Here is a 23,203-nt window from a genome sequence, read left to right as displayed (position 1 = left end):
GCGCGGAATCCTATACTAACGATCAACACGAAATGGATGGGCGCACGCGGGGTTCTTCACTACTATCCGCGCGATTTCACAGAACAATGCCGGGAGTTAAACATATGAAATCAGCACTTTGGGCCGCAGCGGCCTCGGCCCTCTTGATTGCGGTTCCCGCCTCCGCGCAAGGCGTCAAGATCGGCATCCTCAACGACCAGTCCGGCGTGTACGCCGATTACGGCGGCAAATGGTCGGTCGAAGCGGCCAAGATGGCGATCGAGGATTTCGGCGGCGAGGTGCTCGGCCAGAAGGTCGAGCTCGTCACGGCCGACCACCAGAACAAGCCTGATCTCGCAAGCTCGATCGCGCGGCGCTGGTATGACGTCGAGCACGTCGACATGATCACGGAGCTGACGACTTCCTCGGTCGCGCTCGCGATCCACGAGCTCTCCAAGGAAAAGAAGAAGATCGACATCGTCGTCGGCGCCGCGACCTCTCGGCTCACCGGCGATGCCTGCCAACCCTACGGTTTCCACTGGGCCTACGACACCCGCGCGCTCGGCGTCGGCACCGGCGGCGCGCTGACCAAGGCCGGTGGCGACACCTGGTTCTTCCTCACCGCGGACTACGCCTTCGGCTACGCGCTGGAGAAGGACACCAGCGAGATCGTCACCGCCAATGGCGGCAAGGTGCTCGGCTCGGTACGCGTGCCGCTCAATTCGTCGGACTTCTCCTCCTTCCTGCTGCAGGCGCAGAGCTCGAAGGCGAAGATCGTCGGCCTCGCCAATGCCGGCCTCGACACCACCAATTCGATCAAGCAGGCGTCCGAGTTCGGCATCGTCGCGAGTGGCCAGAAGCTCGCGGGCCTCTTGATGACGCTTGCCGAAGTCAACGGCCTCGGCTTGCAGGCCGCGCAAGGCCTGGTGCTGACGGAAGGCTATTACTGGGATCTCAACGACAAGACGCGCAATCTCGGCGAGCGCTTCCTCAAGCGCACCGGGCGTATGCCGAGCATGATCCACGCCGGTACCTATTCGGCGACGCTAAGCTATCTGAAAGCCGTCAAGGCTGCCGGCACCAAGGATCCGGATGCCGTCGCCAAGAAGCTGAAGGAGCTGCCGGTCGACGACGATTTCGCGCAGGGCGGCAAGGTGCTCGAGAACGGCCGCATGGTTCACGACATGTATCTGTTCGAGGTCAAGAAGCCCTCGGAATCGAAGAAGCCCTGGGACTATTACAAGCTGCTCGCCACCGTCCCCGGCGATAAGGCCTTCTTCACCGCCAAGGAGAGCGGCTGTCCGCTGACGAAGTAGGGGCGCCACACATTCCGCTGTCGTCCCGGACAAGCGCGCCTCAAGCGCGCGCCGATCCGGGACCCATAAACACAAGCAGGCGTGGTTACGGGGACTCAGAGTGATCAGCTCGCGTCACGACATCTTCCTGTGGTTATGGGTCCCGGATCGGCGCTGACGCTTGTCCGGGACGACACCGAGTATGTGTCCGCAGCTCGGCCCCTCACACCAACCGCACCAACACCGCACCCATCGCCCCGACCCACAGCGCGATGGCGGCGAGCGCCTGGATCGCAAAGCCAGTGCCGCGCTTGGCCGCTGCTTGCGAATAACCGACGAAATAGATGATGCGGCCGGTGATCCAGATCGCGCCGATCCCCGCCGCGATGGCGTCGCTGATATAGATCGCGAACAGCCAAAGGGCTGGCAGGACGATCGGCATCCATTCCAGCGTGTTCATCTGGATGCGGAAGGCCCGCTCGAAATCCGGATGCCCCGACATCGCAGGCACCTTGACGCCGGTCTTGGTGCGCGAGCGCGAGACGTTGATGGCGGTGAAGAAATAAAACGCGATCGCCAGCAGCGTGACGAGGGCGGTGAGATGATACATCGCGAAACCCCTTGGAAAGAAACCGCGCTTCAATAGCCGGTCAGCTCGAGATAGCCAACGCCGTCTTGCGTGCCGGCAAAGTGGATCGGTCCCTCCCAATAGGAGAAACCGGTCCCCATCCAGGCTTTGGGATTGAGCGGCTTGCACAGGATCGCGAACGATCGCGACGGGATCGCAATCTGCCATTCTACCGGCAGCTTGCGTCCCGCGACTTCCGCCGTCGCCTTTGGCATCATCTGGATGTCGCTGCCTGCAATCATCTGCGTCTCGCCGCTGGCGCTGATCCAATTGCCGAACGGATAGTCTCTGCCGTCCTTCTGCCGCAGCCGGTACAGCATCAGCTTGTCGCCGGATGACAGATGCAACGACAGCCAGTCCCAGCCGGTCTGGTCGGCGTCGAGCGGCTGGCTGCTCCATTCCCGGTCCATCCAGGCCTGACCGGAGACAGCGGCCGGCTTGTCGTCGATGCTGAGCGTGCCGCGCGCGCGGTAGAACGGCTGGCTGTAGTAGTACGAGGCCTGCCCGCGCTCCGACTTGCGGCTGAAGCCGCGATCGCCCTGCAGCACGACTGGCCGGTTGGCCTCCAGCGTCAGCGCGTAGCTGAAATCGGCACCGGACGCCTTCAGCGTCAGCGGCGCCAAGGTGCGATCGTCGAGGCGCTCGACACCCTTCATCTCCCAATCGTCGATCCAGGCCTCGAATGGTTTTGCCGTCACGCCGGCTTGCCCAACGCCACCGCGTGAAAACGTCTCGGAGAAACGGTGGGTGTCGGCGCGCGTCACCGCCGCATGCGCCATCCACACCTGCTGATTGGCCCAGCCTTCGCCTTGCGGACCTGGTTGCGCCGCCTGGCGGAACAGCGTCCATTGCAGGCCGCAGGCCGCGCCGCTCGCATCGACCAGGTTTGCCGTGAGATACCACCACTCGATACGAAAGTCCGGATGCGGTCCGTGATCGACGGGAAAGGTGAACGCCTTTCCCGGCGTCACCTTTGCAAACCCATCGGCGGTCTCGCCGAGCCCGGCATAGCCCTGTGCGCCGGCGCGGTGCGCCAGGGCAAGGGCGGCGATGCTGCCGGCGAAGGCGCGCCGCGTGATTGCTTCACCGCTCATTGGCGAACACCTTGACGAGGTTTGCCGGCTGCATCCGCGCCAGCCGTACCATCGGCAGCAGCGCCGCAAGCAGCGAGGCGCAGAGCGCCACCGCGACCAGCTCCACCAGCCGCAACGGGAAGACGTGGAACGGCAGCCGCCAGCCGAATGCTTTCACGTTCACGATTGCGATCAGGCACCACGCGACCAGGAGTCCGAGCGGCACGGCCAGCAGTGCCGTGAACAGCGCGACCGAGAGCGTCTTGGTCAGCTCGATCGCGGCAAGGCGCGGCCGCGTCAGGCCGATCGCCCACAGCGGCGCAAGCTGCGGCAGGCGCGAGTTGGCCAGCGTGAGCAGGCCAGTAAGAAGCGCAATGCCTGCAACGCCGAGCGTGAAGGCGTTCAGCGCCGACGTCACCGCGAAGGTACGGTTGAAGATACGGATCGATTCCGCCTTCACCGTCGCCTGGTCGGCAACGCTGCGGTCGTCGAGCCCGAACTGCTTCTGCAAGGCCGCGATCAGGCCGGGGATATTGTCCTTCGCGACGATCAGGCCAATCCGCGTCTGCGGCGTCTGCGGAAACTGCCGGATCAATGCGGCGACGTTCACCGTGAGCTGCCCCTTGGGGTTGCCGTAATCGGCATAGATGCCGACGATGTCGAGCTCCCAGCTCCCGCCCGGCGCCGGCACCTCGACGACGTCGCCGATCTGCACGTTCAGCCGGCGGCTCAACTGCTCGCTGATGAAGGCGGCATTGCCCGGCACCAGCCGGGTCCAGGCGCGCGGCGCGGTGTCGAGCAGCGGCCAGCGCTCGCGATAGAGCGCGTGATCGGGCAGGCCGAGCAACTCGACCGGCTCGCCCCGCACCAGCGCCTCCGCGCGCCCGCCGGGGAGGATCGCCTGAACATCGCTGCGATCCTTAAGCCAGTTGCGGATCGCCGTACCTTGCGCGTTGTCGGAGGCGCTGATGTAGACGTCGGCCGCGAGCCGCCCGTTGAGCCAGCCGATGAAGGTGCGGCTGAAGGTCTCCACCATGGTGGAGACCCCGACATTGACGGCAAGCGCGAGCAGCAGCGCCATCAGCGCCAGCGACAGCCCGGAGAGCTGCTGCCGGCTGTCCGCCCAGAACCACAGCGCAATCGGTCCGCGCGCGGTGCGCTGGCCGACGAGCAGGATGATCTCGAGGAATGCCGGCAGGATCAGGGCCGCACCGAACATCAGTGCGGCGAGCACGCCGAACCCTGCGATCAGCGATTGCCCGTAGTGGAACAGCAGCAGCGCGACGGCGAACACGACGCAGGCCGCACAGCTCTGCAGGATCAGCCAGCGGCGTTGCCGCTGCTGCCAGGCGCCCGGCTGCGCCGTCGCCAGCACCGGCATCCTGATCGCCTTGATCAGGCTGGTCGCCGCCGCCACAAGCGCACCCGCCACGCTGATGCCGATGCCGGCGAGCCACCATTCGGGCCGCAGGCTGAGCTGCCCCGGGATCTGCGCGCCATAGAGCCCGCGCAGCGAGGCCGCGACATCCGGCAGCAGGGCGGCTGCGATGAAATAGCCGCAAGCGAGCCCGATCAGGCCTGCGACCAGCGCCAGGGCCACCAGCTCGATCACCAGCACCATGTTGACCAGCCGCGCCGAGGCGCCACAGGCGCGCAAGGTGCGCAGCATCGGCAGCCGCTGCTCGAAGGCAAGGCCCACGGCCGAATTGACGATGAACAGGCCGACGAAGAACGACAGCAGGCCGAAGGCGGTGAGGTTGAGATGAAAACTGTCGGTGAGACGCTCGAGCTCCGTCTCCGCATTCGGCTCTATCAGCTGCAATTGCTCGCCGACCACGCTCGCGAGTGGTGCGGGCTTGCCCCTCGGCTTGCCGATCAGCAGCCGAGAGACCTGGTCGGGCTTGCTCAGCAGCCGCTGTGCGACGCCGATATCGACCACGAGCACATCGGGTGCGAGCTGCGGCTGAACGCGCAGCGGCGGCAGCCTTGCGCCGCTGCTGATCGCCGGCGCCGCGCCTTCCGCCTCTTGCAAGCCCCTCAGCGTTTCCCGTGCCACCAAGGTCTGGCCGGGCGGAGCAACGAAGCTGCCGAGATCCGCTGCACCCAGGCGCGGTGCATTGCCGACATCGACCGGAAGCGTGACCGGCTCGATGCCGAGCAGCCGCACCGAATGCCCGTTCATCTGGACACGTCCCTCCAGCACCGGCGACACCGGCCAGCCGGCGCGACGGAGCTTTATGAACAGCTCCTGCGGGAAAGTCGCCGCATTGGGAGCGACCAGCATCGCGGTGCGCACGCCGCCGAATGTCGCTGCGGCGCGGTCATAGGCATTGCGGGCCTGCTGGTTGATGGCCTGCACGCCGCTCCACAGCGCGGTGGCGGCGATCAATCCGATCAGCAGCGTCGCGAACTGCATCTTGTGGCGCCGCCAATGGCTGAGCAGCACGGCGAGAACCCAGAGCGCGCGCCTCATGAAATGCGCCCCGCATGCAACGTGAGATGACGGTCGAGCGTGGCGGCGAGATGCAGGCTGTGCGTCACCATCAGGAAGCCGCAGCCGGTGCGCGCGACGAGGTCGCGCGCCAGCGCCAGCACCTCCTCGGCGGTGGCTTCGTCGAGATTGCCGGTCGGCTCGTCCGCCAGCAGCAGTGAGGGCTTTGTCGCCAGCGCCCGGCCGATCGCGACCCGCTGCTGCTGGCCGCCTGATATTTGCTCCGGATAACGTTTGAGCAGGCTGCCGAGTCCCAGGCGCTCGACAAGCTCTTTTGTCCAGGCCGCATCATGCCGGCCGGCGATCCGCGCCTGAAACGCGAGATTATCCGCCACGGAGAGGCTCGGGATCAGGTTGAACTGCTGAAAAACCAGGCCGATGCGATTCCGCCGCAAGCTGGCCCGTCCCGCGTCCGAGAGCTTGGTGACCTCGATGTCGCCCAGCCGGATCGAGCCGCCATCGGCGGCGTCGAGGCCGGCGATCAGGTGCAGCAGCGTGCTCTTGCCGCTGCCGGATTCACCGGTCAGCGCGACGCGCTCGCCAGCCCCGAGGTCGAGGTCGACGCCGCGCAGAACATGGACGGGCTCGCCGGCCGAAGAGAAGGTCTTTGAGAGGTTTCGGATGCTCAGCACGATGATGGCGTCGGACGGAATTAACGGAATTGCTGCCTAGCACACCTGATGCGGAAATGCCGGGGTTGCGTTGGCCCTGAAGCCGCTGTTAGCTTCCAAGACGGCCAAATCAAGAAAGTGCCGAAAAAAGACATGCGGGGAGAATGATGAGCGCTCAGGGAACGCCCAATGTGGCGGCTACGACGACCAAAACGCCAAAGGGCGCCTGGACCATTACATTTCTCCTCTTTCTTTTCATGGTGGTGAACTTCGCGGACAAGATCGTCGTCGGTCTCGCCGGCGTGCCGATCATGACCGAGATGAAGCTCAGTGCCGAGCAGTTCGGCCTGCTCGGGTCCTCGTTCTTCTTCCTGTTCTCGATCTCGGCCATCGTGGTCGGCTTCATCGTCAACAAGGTGCCGACGCGCTGGGTGTTGTTGACGCTGGCGGTGATCTGGGCGGTGTCGCAGTTCCCGATGGTCGGCACGGTCTCCTTCACCACGCTCTTGATCTGCCGCATCGTGCTGGGGGCGGGCGAAGGGCCGGCCTTCTCGGTCGCCGCGCACGCCATCTACAAATGGTTTCCCGACGAGAAGCGCACGCTGCCGACCGCGATCCTGTCGCAGGGCTCAGCCTTCGGCGTCATCCTGGCGGTGCCGGCGCTGAACTGGATCATCGTCAACCATTCCTGGCACTACGCCTTCGGCGCGCTCGGGGTCGTCGGCTTGATCTGGGTCGCAGCCTGGCTCGCGCTCGGCAAGGAAGGCCCGCTGGAGGATACAGAGGTCCTGGCCGCCGCCGAGCCGAAGATTCCGTACGTGCAGCTGCTGACCTCGCGTACCTTCCTCGGCTGCGTGATCGCGACCTTCGGCGCTTATTGGGCGCTGTCGCTCGGCCTCACCTGGTTCACGCCCTTCATCGTCAAGGGGCTCGGCTTCTCGCAGAGCCAGGCCGGCTTCATCTCGATCCTGCCCTGGGTGTTCGGTGCAACCATCGTCATCCTCACCGGCTGGATCTCGCAGGTGATGATGGCCCGCGGCTACACCACGCGCGTCTCGCGCGGCGTGCTCGGCTCGGTGCCGCTCATCGTCGGCGGCCTGATCCTCGCCGCGATGGCGCATGTCGAGGGCGCCGGCCTGCAGATCGCGCTGCTTGTGGTCGGCTCCGGCCTCTGCGGCGCGATCTACGTGGTCTGCCCGCCGATGCTCGGCGAGTTCACCCCGGCCTCGCAACGCGGTGCAGTGCTCGCGATCTACGGCGCGCTCTACACGCTTTCAGGCATCATCGCGCCGAGCGTGATGGGCACCGTGATCCAGCGCGCCGGCAGCATGCTCGACGGCTACCTGACCGGCTTCACCATCAACGCGGTGGTCATGATTGGCTCCGGCGTCATCGGCCTGCTGCTGCTGTGGCCGAACACGGAAAAGGCCAGGCTGACGCGTGGTGCGACGGCGCAGGGCACGGCGCTGAAGGGCGCAGTGTCGCCGACGTAAGGAGGCCGCCCGCCGCCTCACTCACGACTGTCGTCGTATCGAGCGCGCGATCCGAGTTCGGCCGTCGTCAAGCTTTCGCCGCCCGGCGTTCCGTAAACGGCGACAGCACCACCGTCGCCACCATGAAGATCACGGACGCGCCGAACACCCAGTGCGGCGCGCTTTGATCCATGATCCAGCCGAACAGCAGCGGTGAGACGATGCCGCCGAGGTTGAAGCCGGTGGAGACGATGCCGAAGGCGCGCCCCGCGGCGCCCGGAGGCGCGGCATTGCGCACCAGCATGTCGCGCGAAGGCGCGATCACGCCGGAGAGGAAGCCCGCGGTCCCCATCGTCGCGGTGAGGGCCCAGCCCGGCAGCGTTACGAGCGCGATCAGCAGCACGATGGCCGCATTGGCGGCAAAGCAGGCCGCGGCGACATAGCCGTGTCGCTCGGTGCGGTCGGCGAGGAAGCCGCCGGCGAGCACGCCCGCGGCGCTTGCGGCGAGAAACGCCGTCAGCGCAACATTGGCGATCGAATAGGACGTGCCGTGGCCGCTCATCAGCGCGACCACGCCGAAATTGTTGATGCCGGCGACCGACAGGCTGAGCAGCATGAACAGCGCGGTCAGCGTGATCAGCGCCGGCGTGATCACGGCCTGCTTCGGCGCGCTTGCGCTGCCCGGTTTCTTCTTGTGTGCGCCGGCCTCGGGGATGCCCATGGCCACCAGCAGCATCGCCACCACAATGGCGATCGCGCCGGAGGCGATCAGTGCGCCGACGCCGCCCCACACCGTGACCAGTGCCGCCACGATCGCCGGCGTCACCGCGCCGCCGAGATAGCCGGCGAAGGTGTGGATCGAGAAGGCGCGGCCCATCCGCGCCTCATCCATGTGCTGGGCCAGGATCGCGTAATCGGCGGGGTGATAGACGCTGTTGGCGAGCCCGAGCAGCACGGCACAGGCGATCAGCGCGGCGTAGCTGAGGTGCAGACCGAGCAGGATCAGCGCGCAGCCGCCGAGTGTCAGCCCGATCAGCAGGATTTTGCGCGCGCCAAAATGGTCGACGAGGTAGCCGGTCGGCGCCTGCGTCAGGCCGGAGACGATGGCGAGCGTGGTCAGCGAGAAGCCGAGCTCGACATAGCCGACGCCGAGCTTCTCCTTCAGGAACGGAAACAGCATCGGCAGGACCAGCAGATGGAAATGGCTGACCCAATGCGCGATCGAGATTCCGGTCAGCGTGCGCAGCGCACTGTCCGCTTTGCCTTGCTGCGGTGCGGCGAGAACGTCGACCATTGCAGTTCCGTTTCACTCCCGATGAACGGGCAAACTATCGGGGAGGGCGGTTATTTGTCCATGAACGCAGGCGCATGGCAGGTAGTGCGGGTGCGGCCGTGCGGGGTCGGGTGTGCTTCCGTTGTCCCTAGCGAGCGCAGGAACGATAGCGGAGCTGCATCCTCAGAATGGCTCGTCATCCGGACCATAGCGGTCGCGCTTCGGCGTTGCGATGTCGCCGTCTTCGTAATCGTCGTCATCGGTCTCGCGCCGGCGCGGGGCCCTCTTCGCCTTGTTGTCCGCGGGCTTGTTCTCGGTGGTCTTGGGCGGCTCGCTCGGCTTGCCGGTCTTGGCCATGGCTGGTCCCGGATGGTGATGCTGCATCCGAATTTACCCGCCAAATATGTGCGGCGCCTGATTTATCTCAAGAGGCGACGAGGTCGTCAGTGCACCACCGGCCCGCCCGCCTTCTTCCAGGCATCGAGGCCGCCGGCGATATGCGCGGTGTTGACAAGCCCGGCCTCCTTTGCAGCCGCAACGGCCATCGCCGAGCGTTCGCCGAAGGCGCAGAAGAACACGATGCGGCGCCCCGTTGCAGCCGCGACCTCGCGCAGCATGCCGCCGGGCTTGAGGCTCTCCTCGACGGACGGATAGGGCGTGTGCAGCGCGCCTTCGAGCATGCCGTGCTTCATCCGCTCATTGGTCTCGCGCAGGTCCACCAGCAGGATGTCGGGCCGGCCGAGGCTGCGGATCGCCTCGATCGCGCTGAGCGCGCGGCCTTCCTTCTCCAGCTCCTCCTGATGCAGGCCGACATGCATGTTGGCGGGGATCGCCACGTCCATCATCTTCGGATTGGGCAGCTTCAGGTTGGCCATCAGCTCGACATATTCGTCGACCGAGCGCACCTGGAGCCGCGGATTGTAGCGCTTTTCCTCGCCGATGGTGGAGACGGTGTCGCCCTTGTAGTCGTGGGCCGGAAACACCATCGTCTCGTCCGGCAGCTTCAAGAGGCGGTTGAAGATCGAATCGTATTGCGCGCGCGCCGAGCCGTTCTGGAAATCGGTGCGGCCGGTACCGCGGATCAGCAGCGTGTCGCCGGTGAAGACGCGGTCGCCCATCAGGTAGGAATAGGAATCGTCGGTATGGCCCGGCGTGTACATCACGTCCAGCGAGAGGCCCTCGATCGTCACCTTGTCGCCGTCGGCCACCCGCATGGCGACGACGTCGGCCTTGGTCTGGTCGCCCATCACGGTCATGCAATGGGTGCGGTCGCGCAGCTCGCCGAGGCCAGTGACGTGGTCGGCATGTAGATGCGTGTCCACCGCCTTGACCAGCTTGAGGTCGAGCTCGCGCAGCAATCGGCAGTAACGGTCGACCTTCTCCAGCACAGGGTCCAGAATCAGCGCCTCGCCGCCGGGGCGGCTGGCGAGGAGATAGCTGTAGGTGCCCGAAACGCTGTCGAAGAGCTGTCGGAAGATCATGGCAGGACCCGGCTTGGAACTGATTTCCAAGATTCTACTACAATACGGTCCGAGTAGAGAACTAATTTACTGCATAAACAAGGAAATTTAGAAGATTCTTGTTGCAGCTAGCATGATCGCGGACAGAGCTGCGACCGCTTCATCCCAGTCCTGCAATGCCCGGATTGCCCTCGACCCCTTTCAGCGTCACGCCGGAGCCGAGTCGCTCCTGAACCATCCGGCCCGAGCGCAGATATTTGCCGACCACGTCCCACACCGGCGCGCCCTGCTGGCCGTTGACCGAGGCCCAGCCCGCGACCTTGTAGCGGTGGCTGGCGCTGAGCGCCTTGCCGCCACTGAGCCTCAGCTCCGAGATGCGGCTGCCGATCGCGGCGTCCGGCGTGCAGGTGTAGCTGAGCCCGCCGGCACGCACCATGTCGCCGCCCTGCTGGTAGTAGGGATCGGAGTTGAAGAGGTTGTCGCAGACGTCCTCGAGCAGGTCCTTGATCTGGGCCCCCGTCATCTCCTGCACATAGGTCTCGGGATAGGTGATCGCGGTTTCCGCCAGCAGATCCTCCATGGTCATCGCCTGGCCGGACAGCGCGGTGACGCCCCAGCGGAAGCCCGGCGACAGAGCGATCTCGGCGTTGAGCTCGGTGCGCAGCGCGGTGCAGATCAGTTCGTCCATGGGCCCTGAGAAATTGCCGCGGCGATAAAGCAGCCGGTCCGGTGTTGCGATCTTTTCCGACCAGTCGGCCACGTGCGGCGCACGGACCCGGCCGATCAGCTCGGCCATCGCCGGATCGGGTTTCAGCAGCTCCGAATAGACCGGCAGCAAACGATACCTGACATCGCTGACCTTGCCGCTGTCGAGCGCGAGATCGAGCACACCCAGAAATTTCCCGTTGGAGCCGGCATTGGTGACGAGCGTCGTGCCACCTGCGTTCTTCACTGGCATCGGCTGCGGCACGGCATCATGGGTGTGGCCGCCGAGAATGACGTCGATGCCCGTGACCCGGCTGGCGAGCTTGAGGTCCACGTCCATGCCGTTGTGCGACAGCAGCACGACGGCGTCGACCTTGTCGGTGCCGCGCAAGGCATCGACATGCTTCTGGAGCTCCTCCTCGCGGATCCCGAAGCTCCAGTCCGGTGTGAACCTCCTGGGATGCGCGATCGGTGTGTAGGGAAAGGCCTGGCCGACGATCGCGATGCGATGCCCGCCGAGCTCCTTGATGACAGAAGGCTTGAACACGCGTCCAATGGCTTTGTCGAAGGCGGGGGCATCGTTGAACGCGGCCTCCTCGGTCAGGAACACGTTCTGCGCCAGGAACTCGCCCTTGAAGCGCTCCAGATTGTCGCGCAGCGCCTGCTCGCCATAGGTGAATTCCCAATGTCCCGTCATCGCCTCGATGCCGAGCAGATTGGCGACCTCGACCATGTCGCGGCCCTGCATCAGGTTGGCCAGCCCCGTGCCCTGCCAGAGATCGCCGCCGTCGACGAGCAGCGAACGCCGCTCGCCGACATCGGCGCGCAGGCGATCGACCAGCGTCTTCAGGTGGGCAAAGCCCCCAAGCTTGCCGAAGCGACCCGCGGACTTCTCGAACTCGAAGCACGTGAAGGCATAGGCATCGGCGCTGTCGGGCCGGATGCCGAAGCGTTCGAGGAAGGCGCGGCCGACCAGATGCGGCGGCCGTCCCGCCATCTCACCGATGCCGATATTGACGCTGGGCTCGCGGAAATAGACCGGATTGAGCTGCGCATGCGTATCGGTGATGTGCAGGATCCGCGCATTGCCGAACCGTTCGAGGTCGTAGATGCTGGCGGCATCAGCGCCGCGGGCCAGCCGCGGCAGGCTGATTGTTGCGGCGGCAAGGCCTGCACCTTTCAGGAAATCGCGGCGGCGGATCGCCATTCAAGAATTCTCCGCGCCTCTCGTCGGGACTGCGTTCACTGCGGGCAGTCTAGCGGATTTCCATCGCCTTCCAGGCTTCTTTTTCGGAAACAGCCTGGAAGATCGACGCCTTCGCCAGCGCTTCGGCTTCCCTGGCCGCGGCCACCGCACGGTCGAAATCGCCGCCATCGGCAGCCTTCTTCGCGGCCGCCAGCGCAGATGCGGTCACGGTCCACTGGTTGCGCATGCCGGCCGCCTCCTTGGAGGCGGCTTCGGCGGCGGCATAGGCCGCCTTGTAGTCCGCCTCATTCGCCGCGCGCGCGGATGGCGCAAGGCTTAAGGCGAGCAGCATGGCCAAGCTAAGTGACCGCTTCATGGCCGTGCTCCCGGTCCCGAGATCGGCAGACCGTTGGCGACGTAGGACAGGAAATATTCGACGTCGCGATACTCATCCGACTGCGGCTCCAGCGGAACCGCGCGGGTCTGGCTGTTGCAGGTGACGAAGCGGCGGCTGGTCGTGCCCATGCCGCTCCATTCCGAACGGTAGATCGGCATCGCGTTGAGGATGCCGAGCGCCGGAGCGAGGGTCTCGGCGCGGATGCGCTCGCCCGGGCTCTGCACATGGCAGCTCGCGCAGGAGAAATTCATCTGGCCACGCCGCGTGTAGAAATAGCGCTTGCCGTTCTCGAACGCCGCCAGCGCGCGGGGATCGTCGGGGATCTTGATCTCCATCGGCTTGCCGCGCGAGGTGTAGGCCATGTAGGCGGTGAGCGAGGCCATCTCGTCCTTGACGTAGGAATAGGGCGCCTCTCCGTTGGCCTCGCGGCAGCGGTTGAGCGCGAGCTCCAGCGTGATGACCTTGCCTTCCCCGGTGTCGAAGTACGGATAGTTCTGACGGATGCCGATGCCGCCGTTCGGAAAGCAGTCGGCATAGGTCTTGCCGTTCTTGAACGGGGTCGAAAACATCTCCTTGCCGGCCTCGAGCGCGAACTCGTAAGGCGGGAATTCCTCCTTCTCCTGCCACTGCCGCTTCATGTCCTCGTTCATGGAATACGGACCGTTGACGAAATCCTCGTGCTTCACGTTCGGAAACTTCTGGAAGAAGAAGTTCTGGAACGCCTTGGCATCGGCGACGGGATCGACCATGTCGGCAGCGATCACGCCCGGCGAGGCGAGCGCGAACGCGATGAGCGCAGCGCCGAGCGAGCCAAGCAGGAGGACGGAGCGGGCCTTCATCACGCGATCTTCGCGGTGGTCGTGTCCGAGCCGCCCTTGTTGTCGGTCCAGGAGATCTTGATCTCGTCGCCCTTCTTGGCGCCCTTGAAGCTGAACTTCACATAAGGATCCTTGGACACCGCAGTACCCCAATCGGCGACGAACACGTCCTTGCCGTTACATTCGAATCTCAACTGCTGGATGAAATGCGCTGGGATCAACTCGCCCTTGGAATCCTTGACGAGGCCGGTGTCCATGGGGTGCTGGATCAGCGCCTGCACCTCGGTGATGTCGCCGCTCGATGTTGCGCGCACGCGAATGCTGGAAGCCATGTCGAACTGCCTCGTTTAGCCGCCGCAACCGCCGACGGTGACCTTGACCTCCTTGGTCGCGCTGTAGAGCTTGCCGTCGGCCTCTACGATCGCGGTCAATTTGGTGGTCCTGGCCATCTTCAGCCGGTTGGCGACAGCAGGGATCGTGCCATCGGGAATCCTGTAGCTGGCCGCCAGCGCGTTCGGGTTCTCCGCCACGAAGAGCGAGATCGAGGTGACCTTGTCCAGCGTCGTCGTCACCGAGATCGGCACGACGCCGCCGTTCTCGGCGATCTCCGGCGCATCCAGCTTGACCTTGTCAGACGGCTCGGCGGTCTTGCCGTAGAGCGACTTGATCGCATCCGCCTCGCTCTTCTGCCTGAAGGCTTCTTCGGGATATTTGTCGTTCGCCGCAGCGCGCGCGGGCGCCAACGGCAGATTGCCGAGGCCGAGCAGCGCCACGGAGGCTGCGCCCTGAAGGATCAGGCGCCGCGTCGGATGAGGCCTCGTCGTCGTGGTCATCTCAAGTCTCCTGGGGCCGCCGGCGGTTACAGCGTCTGCAGGAAATCAACAATCGCGTCGATCTCCTGTTCGGTCAAAATCCGGTTCCGGCCGAACGGTGGCATCATGGTTTGCGGATTGCGCCTGGTCTCGTCGAAGATGATCGCGGTGAGCTCGTTGCGATCAGGGTATTTTGACTTGATATCCTTCAGCTCCGGTCCGATCGTCCCCGGCAGGTCGCCGCCTTTGATGACGTGGCAAGTGAGGCAATTGCCCTTGCCGCGGTCGAAGGCGAGCTTCTGGCCCTCCGCCACGGTGGACTGCGCCTCCGCCGGGGCCATTGCCGCGCCGGCGAGGAGGGCCAGTGCAGCAAGCAGAGCGGGCTTGCGAGGAAAGAGGGTCAAGGCATCGTCCCGGAACGTTATCTCGATGATCTCATTTGCGGAATTGTTCAAAAGCACAAAGGCCATCGCCTGACAATCAAGACTATGCACGCGGCAAAATGGAGTTAATATCCTCCGCATTGCAACTGACGAGATAGTTCGTTCATTCGGATGGGCGTGGACTAGCAGATTATTCTCGGGCGTTTGGCCTTCTTTTCTGGTTCGCATTTTTGGGGACGTCACTTGGCTGAATATGTGGTCGAATTTGGCAGGGATGGCGGACGGGTGGAGCCGGATGGCCGGCTCGATGCGCCGGCCTTCCATCGCAATCACGAACCGATCTGGGCAGCGCTGGAAAAGCACCTCGCGGATGCGACCGGCAACGTCGTGGAACTCGGAAGTGGAACCGGGCAGCACGTGGTGCATTTCGCCCGCCACACGCCCGGCCTGACCTGGTGGCCGAGCGATCTCAACCAGCGCCACCTCAAGAGCATCGAAGCCTGGCGCGTGCATGCGGGCCTGCCGAACATCCGCCCACCCCTGCGCATCGACCTCACCGATCCCGACTGGTGCCCGAAAATGAAAAGCGGGCAGGGGCCGACCAGCCTCGCGGCCGTGTTCTGCGCCAATGTCATTCACATCGCGCCCTGGGCCGTGGCCGAAGGCCTGTTCGCCGGCGCCGGCCGTTATTTGCGCCGTGACGGCAAGCTGTTCCTCTACGGCCCCTTCAAGCGCGACGGCAAGCACACCGCGCTCAGCAACGCGGTGTTCGACACCTCGTTGCGCGAGGGCAATCCCGAATGGGGCGTGCGCGACGTCGTCGACGTCGAGAAGCTCGCGAAGGCGGCAGGCCTCGGCCTCATCGATACGATCGAGATGCCCGCGAACAATCTGACGCTGGTGTTCGCGCGCTAGCTACGAAGGCGGTGCGCTCCCTCCCCCGCTTGCGGGGGAGGGTTGGGGAGAGGGTGTCTCCGCGATGGGACAGTCCCCTAGAGGAGAGAACCCTCCCCCGCCGTGCTTCGCACGCCGACCTCTCCCGCAAGCGGGAGAGGTGCACCGCCCACTGGGCTCGCGTTGGTCAGATCAAGAGGCCGTCACGCCCCATCCCTCCACCCGATCTTCTCCTTTAAGAACCGATAGCCCAGCACCTCGAATCCGGCGCGCTCCTTGTTGTCCTTGCCGTAGCCGTGGCCGCCTGCAGCCGGCTCGTAGAACCAGGCCTCATAGCCCATGGCCTGCAGCTTCGCCGCCATCTTGCGGGCATGGCCGGGATGGACGCGGTCGTCGCGCCGCGTGGTCGCGATCAGGATCGGCGGGTAGGACTGGCCGTCCCTGACGTTGTGATAGGCCGAGTAGGTCTTCAGCCATTCCCATTCGTTGGGCTTGTCGGGATCGCCATATTCCGCGATCCAGCTCGCGCCCGCGAGCAGCTTGGTGTAGCGGCGCATGTCGATCAGCGGGATGGTGCAGAACAGCGCGCCGAAACGCTCGGGGTAGCGCACCAGCATGTTGGTGATGAGGATGCCGCCGTTCGATCCGCCCTGGGCGGCGATGCGTTTCGCGCTCGTCACACCGCGGCGGACGAGATCGGCGGCGACCGCGGCAAAATCGTCGTGTGAGAGCGTCTTGCCGGCAAGCCGCCCGGCATCGTGCCAGCGCGTGCCGAACTCGCCGCCGCCACGCAAATTCGCCTGGACAATCGTGCCGCCGCGCTCCAGCCATAGTTTGCCGACCGAGGCGTTGTAATACGGCTTCACCGAGACCCCGAAACCGCCATAGGCGCTCAGATAGACCGGCGCATCGCCGGTCTCGCCAGCGGGGCCGGTCTGCACATAGGGGATACGCTCGCCGTCAACGGAGATCGCCTCGTGCTGTGTCACCAAGAGGCCATCGGAGGTGAAGGTTTTTGGCGCCTGCTTCAGCACGACCGGGCTTGCGACGCCGTGCTCGAGCAGCAGCAGCGCGGCCGGCGTCAGCGGATCCTGCACATTGGCGAGCAGATCGCCATTGCCTTGGGATTCGTGGTGATCGAGCCGCCAGACGTCGACCACGCCGATGTCGGGAAGCCCCAGCAGTGTCGTACGAGCCCAGCCGGTGGGCGAGGGCGTGCGGACCTCATGCACCGGCCGCAACTCGTCGAGGATCGGCAGCACGAGCTTGCCCGCCGTCCAGAACAGGCCCTGCAATGCGCGCCGCGGTCCGGGCACGAACAGCACGGTGAAGTCGCGATCGCCGGCGAGAAAGGCCGACAGCGAGATGCCGAGCACGCTGTCCGCCGCGAATGTCCGCCCGGCGATGGTCCATGGCTGCCGCAGCTTCATCGCGAACCAGTCGCCATGTGCCTGCATCCAGACGCCGGTCGGCAGATCCAGCTTGGTGAGCGCGCCGGCGGCGTCGCGGAGCCAGATCGCGAAATTGAAGAAGTCGACCTGGTCGACGATCCAGGCCCGCGGCTCAGGGCCAGTGTCGTCGACGCCGCAATAGACCCGCATCCGGTCGGCGGTCGTCTCGAAGATCACCTGCGCCTGCTCGACCGGCTCGCCGCGCCGCCACAGCCGGATCGTTCTGGCATAGCCTGATGTCGTCGCCATGTTCGCGCCATAGGCGCTGGAGAGCAGCAGCGTATCGGCGTCGAGCCAGTCGACGCCGCCCTTGGCTTCCGGCAGCACGAAGCCATCGGCAATGAAGCTCTTGGTGCCGATGTCGAACTCGCGCAAGGTGACGGCATCGCTCCCGCCGCGCGAGAGGCTCAGGATGACGCGTTGATGCTGCGGGCTCGAGCTGATCCAGTTCAGGAGCCAGTCCTCGCCCTCGCTGGCAGCGAGCTGGTCGATGTCGAGCACGGTTTCCCAGGCAGGCGCGGCTTTGCGAAATTCTTCCAGCGTGGTCCGCCGCCACAGGCCGCGCGGATTGCCCGCGTCCTTCCAGAGATTGTAAAGGCGATCGCCGCGCCGGCCGACATAGGGAATGTTGTCGGGACGATCGTAGATGCCGGCGAGAATGTCGCGGTCGCGTTCGAAAGCCGCTCCGCCGAAGGCCTGCAGCGTCAGGCTGTTCTGCCGTTCGACGAAATCGAGCGCCTGCCGGCCCTCGATCTCCTCCAGCCACAGCCAGGGATCGTCGTCGGGAGCTTCAAGCGTGGGCCTGTCGTCGACGGACATGAACGTAACTCCCAAGATCGCGGCGAATAGGATTTGATCGAGCGCAAGCCGTCAAGGGCGCGCAGCGCTATCATTCAAGCGATTGCGTCAGGGGCATGGCCCGCGCCCGTTTGCGCCGGTTGCCGGCCCTCTCACGCCCCTCCATAGTGCCGCGAATCAACCGAGCCCTTCGGGCGGAAATGCCGATGCTTGACGTGACTGCAGCCAATGAGATCGCCGACGATGCCCGCGTGCGCGCCAACGTGGTGCGCCTCGCCGCCGCGCAGGCGCTGACCGGCGCCAACTCGGCCGTGATCTTCGCCACCGGTGCGATCGTCGGCGCCACGCTTGCCCCGGACATGTCGTTCGCGACCGTGCCGATCTCGATGTATGTGGTCGGGCTCGCCGCCGGCACGCTGCCGACCGGTGCGATCTCGCGCCGCTTCGGCCGACGCGCCGCCTTCGTCATCGGCACGGGCCTCGGCGCGCTCACCGGCCTGCTCGGCTCGTTTGCGATCCTGCACGGCTCGTTCGCGCTGTTTTGTCTGGCGACCTTTCTCGGCGGTCTCTACGGCGCGGTGGCGCAATCCTATCGCTTCGCGGCCGCCGACGGCGCCAGTGCGGCCTACCGGCCCAAGGCCGTGTCCTGGGTGATGGCGGGCGGCGTGTTCGCCGGCGTGCTCGGCCCGCAGCTCGTGCAATGGACCATGGATGTCTGGCAGCCTTATCTGTTCGCCTTCAGTTTCCTGGTGCAGGCCGCCGTCGCGCTGATCGCGATGGGCATCGTCGCCGGGGTCGACATGCCGAAGCCGGCGCCGGCCGATCTGCACGGCGGCCGGCCGCTGCTCACGATCGTGTCCCAGCCGCGCTTCATCGCGGCGGCGCTGTGCGGCGTCATCTCCTATCCCATGATGAACCTGGTCATGACCTCGGCGCCGCTTGCGATGAAGCTGTGCGGCCTGTCCGTGTCCGATTCCAATTTCGGCCTGCAATGGCACATCGTTGCGATGTACGGGCCGAGCTTCTTCACCGGCACGCTGATCGCGCGCTTCGGCGCCCCGAAGATCGTGGCCGCCGGCCTGCTGCTGGAAGCGGGCGCCGCCACCATCGGTCTCTCCGGCCTCACGGCCATGCATTTCTGGGCGACGCTGATCGTGCTCGGCGTGGGCTGGAATTTCTCCTTCATCGGCGCCTCCGCGCTGGTGCTGGAGACGCATCGCCCGCAGGAGCGCAACAAGGTGCAGGCCTTCAACGATTTCCTGGTATTCGGCATGATGGCGATCGGCTCGTTCTCGTCGGGCCAGCTGCTCGCCAATTACGGTTGGTCCGCGGTAAACCTCGTGGTGTTCCCGCCGGTGGTGCTGGGTCTTGTCGTGCTCTCGCTGGTCTCCTGGGCCCGCCGCCGCAAGGCGCGCCTGGAGGCGGCCATAGGCGAGTTCCCGGATGCGGTGTGATGGCAGGAGGCTGTCAGCAGCGTTGACACTTCGATCCAGGTCGAAGTGATTTTCGAGAGCCGCGTTGTTACATGATGCTCGTCATGAACAGGCGAGCGCAGAGCCAGCGCTTGCGGGGATGCGAAGGAGAAGCGCAAATGCTCGACAATCCCCGTCACACTCCGCCAATCAACGAATCCTCCTTCCGCTACGAAGGCTGGCGCATCGTCGCCGTCTGCTTCCTGCTCGCGACCTTCGGCTGGGGCCTCGGCTTCTATGGCCAGAGCGTCTATGTCGCCGAGCTGCAGCGCGCCCACGGCTGGTCGGCGTCGTCGATCTCATCGGGAACGACGTTCTTCTATCTGTTCGGCGCGCTGCTCGTCGTCTTCGTCGGCGAAGCCGTCGAGAAATATGGCGCGCGGCTCAGCCTGATCGCAGGCACGCTGGCGATGGCGGCGGCCGCGGTCGCGATCGGCGCGGTGCGCGAGCCCTGGCAGCTCTATCTCGCCGATGCCGTGCTCGCCTTCGGCTGGGCCGGCACCAGTCTCGCCATGATCACCAACACGATCAGCCTTTGGTTCGACGAGAAGCGCGGCATGGCGATCAGTCTCGCGCTAAACGGTGCCAGCTTCGGCGGCATCGCCGGCGTGCCGCTGCTGGTCGCGTTGATCGGCCATATCGGCTTTGCCGGTGCGATGTACGCGGCCGCCGGCGCCATGCTGGTGCTGCTCGTGCCGGTCATCCTCCTTTTCGTCGGCCGCCCGCCCGATCGCCACGGCTGGCACGCGACCGCGAAGGCGAAGCCGCAATCATCGACGGAGATCCGCAACTTCGCGCTGCGTGACGCCGGCTTCCTCACGGTGACGATCGCCTTCGCCCTGGTGCTGTTCGCCCAGGTCGGCTTCATCGTGCATCTGATCTCGTTCCTCGATCCCGTGATCGGACGCGAGCGCGCCGCTGTGGCCGTCGCGGTGTTGACCGCGATGGCAGTGGTCGGCCGCGTGCTGTTCTCGCTGGTGATCGACCGCCTCGATCAGCGCCTCGCGTCCGCGCTGTCGTTCCTCAGCCAGGCCGTCGCGCTTCTCGTCGTCATCAACCTGCACAACGATTACGTGCTGATCGCGGCCTGCGCCGTGTTCGGCTTTTCGGTCGGCAACCTCATCACGCTGCCCTCGCTCATCGTGCAGCAAGAGTTCGACTCAGCCGCCTTCGGCGTGCTGATCAGCCTCAACACCGCGATCAACCAGGTGACCTACGCGTTCGGTCCCGGCGTCGTCGGTTTCCTGCGCGATCTCTCCGGCGGCTATACGCTGCCGTTCTATCTCTGCATTGCGCTGCAGGTGATGGCGGCGGCGCTGATCATGGTGCGGGGGAAGCCGCGGGCAAAGCGCTCGTCAGTGGGATGAGGCGCCATTGGCGCGGCGCTAAAGCATGATCCGGAAAAGTGTGTAGCGGTTTTCCGAAACGATCATGCTCAAACACTCAGTCCGCCACGATCTTGACGCGGTCGCGCACCTTCACCTGCGCGGTGCGATCGAGGCCGTTCAGCACGCGGAAGCGCTCGGCGGGATGATCGACGCCGGCCATGCGGTGCGAGAGCGATTCCACGGTATCGCCGGGCTGCACGGTGATGACCTTGATGCGCAGCGGGCGAGCGGCCTGGATTTCCTCCAGCGACAGGCGGCGGAACGAGTTGACGGTCTCGCGCGCATTCCGCTCGCTCTCGGTCGATTTCTGCCGTGCCGCGAAGATGAAGCGATAGACGTCGCTGCCGAAGCGCAGCGCATAGACCTTGAACTGCCACTGATCGCCCTTGGCGGTGGCGGACGCCGCCGGAAAGCCGTTGATGGTGAGATCCTCGGTCGATGCCTTCTCGACGCCTTCCATCCAGCCGGAGTTGAGGTAATCGCCGAGCGATTGTTCGGCCGGCACGCGCACGACGTCGAAGCGCATCGCCTGTGCGCCGCCCTCGCGCACGCCGATCACGGCCTGCGCGGTGTTGTCGAGCGTGAAATTATCCGGCGCCTGGAAGGTGAAGCCGAGCTTCGGATGCAGGAAGCGCCGGCCGCGGACGAAGCCTTCGCTGGGGTCTTCGCCATAGACGAGGTTGTCGATCGCGGCGAGATAGCTCTCGCGATCGCGCTCGGCACCTTCAGGCGCCGTGTATTGGCGGGCAATGTTCTGCGCGTTCTGCACGCGTTCCGGGGTTGCCGGATGCGACGAGGTGAAATCCTGCGCGCGTGGATCGAGCGAGCTCTTGCCGGCCTTCAGCTCGGCATTTCGCTCCATTGCCGACAGGAAGCGCGCCGCGCCGTAGGGGTCGAAATGCGCCTTGGCGGAGATACCGACGCCGATGCCGTCGGCTTCGAACTCCTGCTTGCGCGAGAAGCTCGCCATGGTGAGCTTGGTCTTGGCCAGCGCCAGTGCAGTGAGGTCGGGATCGTTGCTCATGTCGGTGACGACGCGGGTGACGATCGCGGCCTGGCGGGCCTGGTCCTCGCGCATCGCCGCGTGCTTGGACAGCACATGCGCCATCTCGTGGCTGAGCACGGAGGACAATTCGGAGGTGTCGCTGGCGAGCGCAAGCAGGCCTCGCGTGACATAGAGCTGGCCGTTCGGCAGCGCAAAGGCGTTCACCGCCCCGGAATTGAGGATGGTGACCTTGTAGCCCTGGTCGGGCCGGTCGGAGGCCGCGACCAGCCGGTCGACGGTCTTGCTGACGAGCGCCTCGAGCTTGGGATCGTCATAGGTCCCGCCATAGCTCGCCAGGATGCGCTCGTGCTCCTTCTCGGTGGCCGGGGTTTGGGCGACGGCGGGCTTCGGCTTCGGCATCGCGACGGCTGCCGGGGTCGCCGCAGTCTGGAACCGGCCCATATCGCCGCAGCCGGCGAGAAGTCCGCCCAGCGCAAGGCAAAGCGCGGCCGGCGCAGCCCGTAGGCGGCGGCAATCGCCCAGTCCGTGCCGTTCTAGCACCCCATTCACGTCGCTTAACCCGTGCCTGGCCTGTTTTAAGGCCTTACCCCTGTCGGCTCGTTTGCGCCCAGCAACTCGATCTGCCCCACGAGACGCACATCGATGCGTGGCCCCGCATTCCCCTCAACCCAGCCCCGAACGCGAATACGCCGATTCTCCAGGGACTTAAGGGTCATACCAGCGCTTTCGAACGCCGCTAGATTGCGCTTTGAAATAGTCACGGCAAAGCCACGTGTCCAGTTCCGCCCGAAGTTGAGGTAGGTCGTTGCCCCAGCTTGCCGGACCGACAGGACTTTGCCCTCGATTACCGCAAAGCGCCCGATCTCCGCCAAAATATCGTCCGGACTTTCCGCGTTTTTTATGGCCGACGGGTCAGCCCAGCTGCCCATTTTTTGGCGCCGGGCTGCGGCTTCGGACGCCATCAGGGCGGCCGCGCAGTCCTTGTCCACGATCTCGGCGGAGGCGATGGCATCGCCCCGGGCGAGCAGCATGGCCTGCACCGAGATGTCGCTTTCGCCGATGAAGACCAGTGCGCCCTGGCGGCCGTAGCGATCGGGCGTGTCGTCAGCGCTCCGCAGCATGACGTCGCGGCCGGCGAGCAGCGCGGTCAGCGCCTGCTTCGTGGTCGCGGTCGGCGCGATGCCGCTGAGGCGGATCTCGCGCCCGTCATCGAGACGCAGGCTGCGCGCATCGACGATGGCAGCGACGCGGCCTTCGCCTTGGGACTCGAACTGGCAGGGGCTCGCGAATGCCGAGCTACTTGCGACGAGAAGACATGCGACGATGAAGCGAAGCCGTTGCGTCACGTGATCCGGAGAGGTTGCATTGCGCGGCAATCATACCTCATGCGTAGTAGGGCGCGAAGAGGTTTCGTCATACTCCGTCATTGCGAGCGAAGCGAAGCAATCCAGAGTGCCTCCTCGGAGGGATTCTGGATTGCTTCGTCGCAAGAGCTCCTCGCACTGACGATGCCGAGACATCTTCCGTCTTCTCAGCATTCCGCTTTGCGGAAAGCGCGCATTGATCATTCATCTGCCTCGCAGCGCGCGCTTGCTGCGCTCTTGCGCATGC

At 65.3% G+C, this 23,203-nt stretch carries 21 protein-coding genes; 5 read left to right on the top strand and 16 right to left on the bottom strand.

Annotation, left to right across the window (positions count from 1 at the left end; genetic code table 11):
* Positions 1-104: 104 nt before the first annotated feature.
* Positions 105-1,295, top strand: a complete 1,191-nt coding sequence (locus HZZ16_RS20005) for an ABC transporter substrate-binding protein (RefSeq protein ID WP_197950852.1) — start codon at positions 105-107, stop codon at positions 1,293-1,295.
* 202 nt (positions 1,296-1,497) lie between these two features.
* Here HZZ16_RS20005 and HZZ16_RS20000 read toward each other — a convergent pair whose 3' ends face one another.
* The 4 genes from HZZ16_RS20000 to HZZ16_RS19985 are packed head-to-tail and all read right to left on the bottom strand — an operon-like array spanning position 1,498 to position 6,098.
* Positions 1,498-1,884: an MAPEG family protein gene (locus HZZ16_RS20000; protein ID WP_197950850.1), complete on the bottom strand. Its 387-nt coding sequence runs from the start codon at positions 1,882-1,884 to the stop codon at positions 1,498-1,500.
* Positions 1,885-1,913: 29 nt separating this feature from the next.
* Positions 1,914-2,996, bottom strand: coding sequence for a lipocalin-like domain-containing protein (locus HZZ16_RS19995; protein WP_197950849.1), 1,083 nt, complete (start codon positions 2,994-2,996; stop codon positions 1,914-1,916).
* Positions 2,986-5,448: an FtsX-like permease family protein gene (locus tag HZZ16_RS19990; protein WP_197950846.1), complete on the bottom strand. Its 2,463-nt coding sequence runs from the start codon at positions 5,446-5,448 to the stop codon at positions 2,986-2,988. The genes HZZ16_RS19995 and HZZ16_RS19990 overlap by 11 nt, the downstream gene beginning before the upstream one ends.
* Positions 5,445-6,098 (bottom strand): ABC transporter ATP-binding protein, encoded by a 654-nt coding sequence (locus HZZ16_RS19985; protein ID WP_197950844.1) that lies wholly within the window; start codon positions 6,096-6,098, stop codon positions 5,445-5,447. The genes HZZ16_RS19990 and HZZ16_RS19985 overlap by 4 nt, the downstream gene beginning before the upstream one ends.
* Before the next feature lie 146 nt (positions 6,099-6,244).
* On the opposite strand from HZZ16_RS19985, the gene HZZ16_RS19980 reads away from it, so the two are divergent.
* The gene (locus HZZ16_RS19980) at positions 6,245-7,570 is read left to right on the top strand and encodes an MFS transporter (RefSeq protein ID WP_197950842.1); all 1,326 of its coding nucleotides are present in this window, start codon (positions 6,245-6,247) and stop codon (positions 7,568-7,570) included.
* Between the two features lie 67 nt (positions 7,571-7,637).
* Here the strand turns inward: HZZ16_RS19980 and HZZ16_RS19975 are convergent, their stop codons facing one another.
* From HZZ16_RS19975 to soxX, 9 genes are all read right to left on the bottom strand, one after another.
* Positions 7,638-8,843, bottom strand: a complete 1,206-nt coding sequence (locus tag HZZ16_RS19975) for an MFS transporter (protein WP_197950840.1) — start codon at positions 8,841-8,843, stop codon at positions 7,638-7,640.
* Between the two features lie 162 nt (positions 8,844-9,005).
* Complete coding sequence (locus HZZ16_RS19970; protein WP_197950838.1) at positions 9,006-9,179, bottom strand: hypothetical protein; 174 nt, start codon at positions 9,177-9,179, stop codon at positions 9,006-9,008.
* A gap of 86 nt (positions 9,180-9,265) precedes the next feature.
* On the bottom strand, positions 9,266-10,303 hold the full coding sequence (locus tag HZZ16_RS19965; protein ID WP_197950836.1) for an MBL fold metallo-hydrolase: 1,038 nt from the start codon (positions 10,301-10,303) through the stop codon (positions 9,266-9,268).
* A 139-nt stretch (positions 10,304-10,442) separates the two neighbouring features.
* Positions 10,443-12,194 (bottom strand): thiosulfohydrolase SoxB, encoded by a 1,752-nt coding sequence (gene soxB / locus HZZ16_RS19960; RefSeq protein ID WP_197950834.1) that lies wholly within the window; start codon positions 12,192-12,194, stop codon positions 10,443-10,445.
* 49 nt (positions 12,195-12,243) lie between these two features.
* Positions 12,244-12,549 (bottom strand): hypothetical protein, encoded by a 306-nt coding sequence (locus HZZ16_RS19955; RefSeq protein ID WP_197950832.1) that lies wholly within the window; start codon positions 12,547-12,549, stop codon positions 12,244-12,246.
* On the bottom strand, positions 12,546-13,409 hold the full coding sequence (gene soxA / locus HZZ16_RS19950; RefSeq protein ID WP_197950830.1) for a sulfur oxidation c-type cytochrome SoxA: 864 nt from the start codon (positions 13,407-13,409) through the stop codon (positions 12,546-12,548). The genes HZZ16_RS19955 and soxA overlap by 4 nt, the downstream gene beginning before the upstream one ends.
* Positions 13,409-13,720: a thiosulfate oxidation carrier complex protein SoxZ gene (soxZ, locus tag HZZ16_RS19945; protein ID WP_197950828.1), complete on the bottom strand. Its 312-nt coding sequence runs from the start codon at positions 13,718-13,720 to the stop codon at positions 13,409-13,411. Before soxZ ends, soxA begins: the two co-directional genes overlap by 1 nt.
* A gap of 15 nt (positions 13,721-13,735) precedes the next feature.
* Entirely contained in the window at positions 13,736-14,221 is a 486-nt protein-coding gene (soxY, locus tag HZZ16_RS19940; protein ID WP_197950826.1) for a thiosulfate oxidation carrier protein SoxY, read from the bottom strand.
* A 26-nt stretch (positions 14,222-14,247) separates the two neighbouring features.
* Positions 14,248-14,541, bottom strand: a complete 294-nt coding sequence (gene soxX / locus HZZ16_RS19935; RefSeq protein WP_246510242.1) for a sulfur oxidation c-type cytochrome SoxX — start codon at positions 14,539-14,541, stop codon at positions 14,248-14,250.
* A 285-nt stretch (positions 14,542-14,826) separates the two neighbouring features.
* On the opposite strand from soxX, the gene HZZ16_RS19930 reads away from it, so the two are divergent.
* Positions 14,827-15,498 (top strand): DUF938 domain-containing protein, encoded by a 672-nt coding sequence (locus HZZ16_RS19930; RefSeq protein WP_197950824.1) that lies wholly within the window; start codon positions 14,827-14,829, stop codon positions 15,496-15,498.
* 182 nt (positions 15,499-15,680) lie between these two features.
* On the opposite strand, the gene HZZ16_RS19925 is transcribed toward HZZ16_RS19930, so the two are convergent.
* Positions 15,681-17,747 carry a prolyl oligopeptidase family serine peptidase gene (locus HZZ16_RS19925; protein ID WP_197950822.1) on the bottom strand — a complete coding sequence of 689 codons (2,067 nt, stop codon included), beginning with the start codon at positions 17,745-17,747 and terminating at the stop codon, positions 15,681-15,683.
* A gap of 185 nt (positions 17,748-17,932) precedes the next feature.
* Between HZZ16_RS19925 and HZZ16_RS19920 the strand changes: the two genes are divergently transcribed.
* A complete protein-coding gene (locus HZZ16_RS19920; protein ID WP_197950820.1) occupies positions 17,933-19,180 on the top strand; it encodes an MFS transporter in 1,248 nt (415 codons plus the stop codon).
* Positions 19,181-19,317: 137 nt separating this feature from the next.
* Positions 19,318-20,565 carry an MFS transporter gene (locus tag HZZ16_RS19915; protein WP_197950818.1) on the top strand — a complete coding sequence of 416 codons (1,248 nt, stop codon included), beginning with the start codon at positions 19,318-19,320 and terminating at the stop codon, positions 20,563-20,565.
* A gap of 76 nt (positions 20,566-20,641) precedes the next feature.
* Here HZZ16_RS19915 and HZZ16_RS19910 read toward each other — a convergent pair whose 3' ends face one another.
* Positions 20,642-22,132: a M48 family metalloprotease gene (locus tag HZZ16_RS19910; RefSeq protein WP_197950940.1), complete on the bottom strand. Its 1,491-nt coding sequence runs from the start codon at positions 22,130-22,132 to the stop codon at positions 20,642-20,644.
* A gap of 35 nt (positions 22,133-22,167) precedes the next feature.
* Positions 22,168-22,968, bottom strand: a complete 801-nt coding sequence (locus HZZ16_RS19905) for a thermonuclease family protein (RefSeq protein WP_197950815.1) — start codon at positions 22,966-22,968, stop codon at positions 22,168-22,170.
* Between the last annotated feature and the right edge of the window lie 235 nt (positions 22,969-23,203).

This window comes from Bradyrhizobium glycinis (assembly GCF_016031655.1).
GTDB lineage: Bacteria > Pseudomonadota > Alphaproteobacteria > Rhizobiales > Xanthobacteraceae > Bradyrhizobium > Bradyrhizobium glycinis.
Note: the sequence above shows the minus strand (reverse complement) of the source record. Positions and strands in the feature narration are given on the sequence as shown.

Coding starts and splice junctions, on each gene's coding strand:
- soxZ (WP_197950828.1), bottom strand. CDS start 13,720: ATGGCTTCCAGCATTCGCGTGCGCGCAACATCGAGCGGCGACATCACC.
- soxY (WP_197950826.1), bottom strand. CDS start 14,221: ATGACCACGACGACGAGGCCTCATCCGACGCGGCGCCTGATCCTTCAG.
- HZZ16_RS19975 (WP_197950840.1), bottom strand. CDS start 8,843: ATGGTCGACGTTCTCGCCGCACCGCAGCAAGGCAAAGCGGACAGTGCG.
- HZZ16_RS19915 (WP_197950818.1), top strand. CDS start 19,318: ATGCTCGACAATCCCCGTCACACTCCGCCAATCAACGAATCCTCCTTC.
- soxX (WP_246510242.1), bottom strand. CDS start 14,541: ATGGCCCCGGCGGAGGCGCAGTCCACCGTGGCGGAGGGCCAGAAGCTC.
- soxA (WP_197950830.1), bottom strand. CDS start 13,409: ATGAAGGCCCGCTCCGTCCTCCTGCTTGGCTCGCTCGGCGCTGCGCTC.
- HZZ16_RS19955 (WP_197950832.1), bottom strand. CDS start 12,549: ATGAAGCGGTCACTTAGCTTGGCCATGCTGCTCGCCTTAAGCCTTGCG.
- HZZ16_RS19920 (WP_197950820.1), top strand. CDS start 17,933: ATGCTTGACGTGACTGCAGCCAATGAGATCGCCGACGATGCCCGCGTG.
- HZZ16_RS20000 (WP_197950850.1), bottom strand. CDS start 1,884: ATGTATCATCTCACCGCCCTCGTCACGCTGCTGGCGATCGCGTTTTAT.
- HZZ16_RS19965 (WP_197950836.1), bottom strand. CDS start 10,303: ATGATCTTCCGACAGCTCTTCGACAGCGTTTCGGGCACCTACAGCTAT.
- HZZ16_RS19990 (WP_197950846.1), bottom strand. CDS start 5,448: ATGAGGCGCGCGCTCTGGGTTCTCGCCGTGCTGCTCAGCCATTGGCGG.
- HZZ16_RS19925 (WP_197950822.1), bottom strand. CDS start 17,747: ATGTCCGTCGACGACAGGCCCACGCTTGAAGCTCCCGACGACGATCCC.
- HZZ16_RS19995 (WP_197950849.1), bottom strand. CDS start 2,996: ATGAGCGGTGAAGCAATCACGCGGCGCGCCTTCGCCGGCAGCATCGCC.
- HZZ16_RS19970 (WP_197950838.1), bottom strand. CDS start 9,179: ATGGCCAAGACCGGCAAGCCGAGCGAGCCGCCCAAGACCACCGAGAAC.
- soxB (WP_197950834.1), bottom strand. CDS start 12,194: ATGGCGATCCGCCGCCGCGATTTCCTGAAAGGTGCAGGCCTTGCCGCC.
- HZZ16_RS19980 (WP_197950842.1), top strand. CDS start 6,245: ATGAGCGCTCAGGGAACGCCCAATGTGGCGGCTACGACGACCAAAACG.
- HZZ16_RS20005 (WP_197950852.1), top strand. CDS start 105: ATGAAATCAGCACTTTGGGCCGCAGCGGCCTCGGCCCTCTTGATTGCG.